This window comes from Mitsuaria sp. TWR114 (assembly GCF_007997345.1).
The window spans coordinates 1-3,861 of sequence record NZ_VOSR01000565.1; the positions used below are offsets into that span (position 1 = coordinate 1).

The window sequence follows — 3,861 nt, forward strand, 5'->3', positions numbered from 1 at the left end:
CAGCAGCAGCGCGCGCACCGCCGCCTCCGCCGAGGGCGGCAGGGCGCGGACCCATTGGCGGTCGCGGCCGTCCAGGCGATAGAGCACCACCCAGATGACGCAGGTGTCGATGAAAGCGGACATGCGCGCAGCCTAGTCGAGCCGCCGCGCGAAGGCGATGGGGGCGGGCCGCGCGGGGTGCGCCATATTCATCACAAAAGGGCCCGGTGACGCGCCGGCGGCGACCGGTCGTGACGGAAGTCCGGGCGGCGTCGGCGGCCGGGCGCGCGGTCGCGCCTAGCGCCATTCGATGACGGACACGCCCAGCCCCACCCGCGATTCGCGGAAGTTGTAGTCGATCAGGCTCTCGCCGTAGCCGCTGAACAGCTGCAGGTAGCCGTGCAGGCCGCCGCCGATCGGGAAGGCCCATTCCAACTGGGCGGAGCCGCGCGAGCGGTCGCCGAAGCGCAGGCTGTGCCGCGCCGTCAGCGCCAGCACGTGGCGCCCCAGCTTCTGCGTCACCAGCACCTCGCCGCGGCCGACGTAGTCCTGGATACGCGGGTTGTCGTCGCTGCCGCTGTTCAGGATCCGCCACCAGGGCCGCAGGCTGACGGTGGTCTCGCCGTGTTCCAGGCTCAGGTCGCCGATCAGCCGGTTCCAGCTGCGCGACAGCGGCGCCGCCCGGCCGTTGGACTGGTGGTTCAGGCTCAGGCCCACCATGCTGGCCTTCCAGCCGAAGGGCAGCGCCACGTCGGCGCCGTGGGTCACGATCAGCTCCGGCTCGTAGTTGGTCTCGCGGAACGGCCGCGACACGCGCCCGTTGTAGACCTGCCAGCGCGAGCTCTGGGTGTAGGCGCCCCAGACGGACAGGCTGCCGTGGTCGTCGAGCGACCAGATCTTGGACTTCAGGCTGATCTGGAACTTGGCTTCGTTCTTGTCCAGGTCCAGCGCCTGCACCACGCCGTTGTCCGGCGTTTCGGACGACGGCGCCGGGGAGCGGTTGGAGCGCGAGGTCCAGGACACCGGCAGCAGGTAGACCGGCTTGTAGGGCCGCGGCAGGAAGCGCGGGAGCTGGTCACGGCAGGACAGCTCCCAGCGCTCGGACAGCGTCGAGCCCAGGTAGTTGCGGGCGCTGCCCGAGGCCTCCGGCAGGCGCGAGCACGGATCGTCCACCCGCGGCACGCTGGCCGCGGCCGCCACCGGCAGCGCGGCGGGCACCGGCACCGGCGCCGCCTGCTATCCCGCCGACGGCGGCGCCGCGATGACCGGCGTGCCGCCTGCGCCGCCGGCCCCGCCGTCCACGTCGGCCGCCGCCTGATTACACTCGCAGCCCATGCTGCCTTCCAAGCTGCGGGGATTGGGCGCGCTGCTGAACTTCACGCAGCTGTCGCTGTTCGACACCGAGCCCCCGCCCGCGCCTCCGCCGCCCGCACCGGATCCCGTCGCCCCGACGCCGCGCTTGCGCGGTGAGGCCGGCGCGTCGCTGCGCCAGGTCTTGCTGCAGGGACAGGCGATCCCCTACGAGCTCAAGCGCGCGCGCCGCCGCAGCATCGGCTTCACGGTGAGCGAGGAGGGCCTGCGTGTGTCCGCGCCGAAGTGGGTGCCGCTGGGCGACATCGACAACGCGCTGCAGCAGAAGGGCGACTGGATCCTGCGCAAGCTGGTCGAGCAACGCGAGCGCGCCAAGCGGACGCAGGCGGCCCGTGTCCACTGGGGCGACGGCTGCAGCCTGCCTTACCTGGGCGAGCCGCTGATCGTCGTGCTCGATCCGTCGATGACCGGCACGCGGCTCGACGAGGGCCAGGCCGATCCGCAGCCGACGCTGGCGACGGTGCCGCGCCGCATGCTCTACCTCGGCCTGCCGCAGACCGCGGCGCCGGAGCAGATCCGCGACGCGGTGCAGGCCTGGCTGCAGCGCCAGGCGCGGCAGCTGTTCGAGTCCCGCTGCAGACACTTCGCCGGGCCGCTGGGCGTCACGATGACCGGGCTGCGGCTGTCCTCCGCGCAGACGCGCTGGGGCAGCGCCAGCGCCGACGGCATGATCCGGCTCAACTGGCGGCTGATCCACTTCTCGCCCGCGCTGATCGACTACGTCGTCGCGCATGAACTGGCCCATCTCAAGGAGATGAACCACAGCCCCCGGTTCTGGGCGGTGGTGCGGTCGGTGTTCCCGGAATACGAACTCGCGCGCGATCGCCTCAAGCAGGCGGTGCTGCCGCTGATGGACGAGGCCTGATGCCGCGTCGGGATTTCGTCAATCGTTCCGCTTGATAGCGGTAAACGTTCGCATTTCCCCCTTTGGGGGGGGCTTGTAGCTGATTTGGGTGGGGCTGCACACTGGATACCGCTGTCATCACTCGCATCTGAGTCAGAACCTCCTCCCGCGTTCCGCTCCCGGCGGCGCTTTGGTCCCCCAGCCTTCCCGGCTGCGTCCGGTCGACCCGCGCTCAGAGCCGACAAGCTGATGCATAACAAGGCGCAGCGCCGCCGTCCCGTGATCGGGGCGGCGGCGACTGTCTTTCCGGGCCTCGTTTTTCTTCAGGCCGAGAAGCGATGGATGCCATCCGCATCCAGCGTCCGCCGCAGCAACCCGCCCAGCCACAGCCGATGCAGGTGAGCCACCGCCTCGCCCATGGCGAAGGTCGTCTGGTGCAGGTCCAACGGCCGGCGGAACATCATCGGCAGCAGCTCGGCCGCGTGGCAGGGCTTGGCGGTGCAGGCCTCCAGCACTTCGGCCAGCCGCTCCTGGTGGTGCTGCTGCAACTGGTCGATGCGCGCGTGCAATCCCCGGAAGGGCTTGCCGTGCGCGGGCAGCACCAGGGTGTCGGCCGGCAGCGTGCTCAGCCGCGCGATCGAATCGAGGTAGAGCTGCAGCGGATCCGCCTCCGGTTCCACGTCCACGACCGAGACGTTGGTGGAGATCCTCGGCAGCACCATGTCGCCCGAGATCATCACGCCCAGCGTCTCGCTGAACAGACTGATGTGCTCCGGCGCGTGGCCATGGCCGACAAGGCAGCGCCAGTCGTGATCGCCGATGCGCACGCTCATGCCGTCCATCAGCCGGCGGAAGGCGGGCGGGATCGACGGGACCATGCTCGGGTAATAGCTCGCGCGGCCGCGGATCTTGTCCAGCGCCGCCGGATCGGTCAGGCCGTGGCTGCCGAAGAAGGCCGCCGCCGCCTCGCCGCCCATGCCCACCGTCGACGAGGACGCCACCCGCGCCAGCTGATAGTCCGTCGCGCTGATCCACAGCCGGCACTGCCAGCGCTCGGTCAGCCAGTGGGCCAGGCCCATGTGGTCCGGGTGGAAGTGGGTGACGATGACGCGCAGCACCGGCAGGCCGTCGAGTCGCTCGGCGAAGACCCGTTCCCAGTTCGCCTTCGTCGCATCGCTGTGGATGCCGCAGTCGACGATGGTCCAGCCTTCGCGCCCGTCCTGGACGTCCCGCAGCAACCACAGGTTGATGTGGTCCAGCGCGAAGGGCAGGCCCATGCGCACCCACCGGAGGCCGGGCAGCAGGTCGAGCGCCTCGCCCGGACCGGGGAGGGTGTCGCCCAAGGGGTAGGTGAGTTCCGATTCGCGGGGATTGGCCATGGCTTTAGACTTACGTTTACGTCAACGTCATTAGCCAGTGTAGCCATGAGCCCCTCTCCCCGCCCGACCCCGGCCGATGACCTGCCCGAGGACGCGCTGCCCGAAGCCGGCGACGACGCGGGACCGCTGTTCACCATCACCGAGCTGGCGGCCGAGTTCGACATCACCCCGCGCGCGATCCGCTTCTACGAGGACATGGGCCTGCTGACGCCCGCCCGCGCCGGGCGCAATCGCGTGTACACGCAGCGCGACCGCACGCGGCTGAAGTTGACCCTGCGCGGCAAGCGC

The 3,861-nt window shown here is 70.5% G+C and carries 4 protein-coding genes; 2 read left to right on the forward strand and 2 right to left on the reverse strand.

Features of this window, described 5'->3' with window-relative positions; genetic code table 11:
* Positions 1-276: 276 nt before the first annotated feature.
* Positions 277-1,203 carry a phospholipase A gene (locus FUT87_RS19495; protein ID WP_147242103.1) on the reverse strand — a complete coding sequence of 309 codons (927 nt, stop codon included), beginning with the start codon at positions 1,201-1,203 and terminating at the stop codon, positions 277-279.
* A gap of 109 nt (positions 1,204-1,312) precedes the next feature.
* On the opposite strand from FUT87_RS19495, the gene FUT87_RS19505 reads away from it, so the two are divergent.
* The gene (locus tag FUT87_RS19505; RefSeq protein WP_091719915.1) at positions 1,313-2,215 is read left to right on the forward strand and encodes a M48 family metallopeptidase; all 903 of its coding nucleotides are present in this window, start codon (positions 1,313-1,315) and stop codon (positions 2,213-2,215) included.
* A gap of 302 nt (positions 2,216-2,517) precedes the next feature.
* Here the strand turns inward: FUT87_RS19505 and FUT87_RS19510 are convergent, their stop codons facing one another.
* The gene (locus tag FUT87_RS19510) at positions 2,518-3,573 is read right to left on the reverse strand and encodes an MBL fold metallo-hydrolase (protein ID WP_091719918.1); all 1,056 of its coding nucleotides are present in this window, start codon (positions 3,571-3,573) and stop codon (positions 2,518-2,520) included.
* A 45-nt stretch (positions 3,574-3,618) separates the two neighbouring features.
* Here FUT87_RS19510 and FUT87_RS19515 point away from each other — a divergent pair.
* On the forward strand, positions 3,619-3,861 hold a 243-nt coding region (locus tag FUT87_RS19515; RefSeq protein ID WP_186830639.1), incomplete at its 3' end, for a MerR family transcriptional regulator.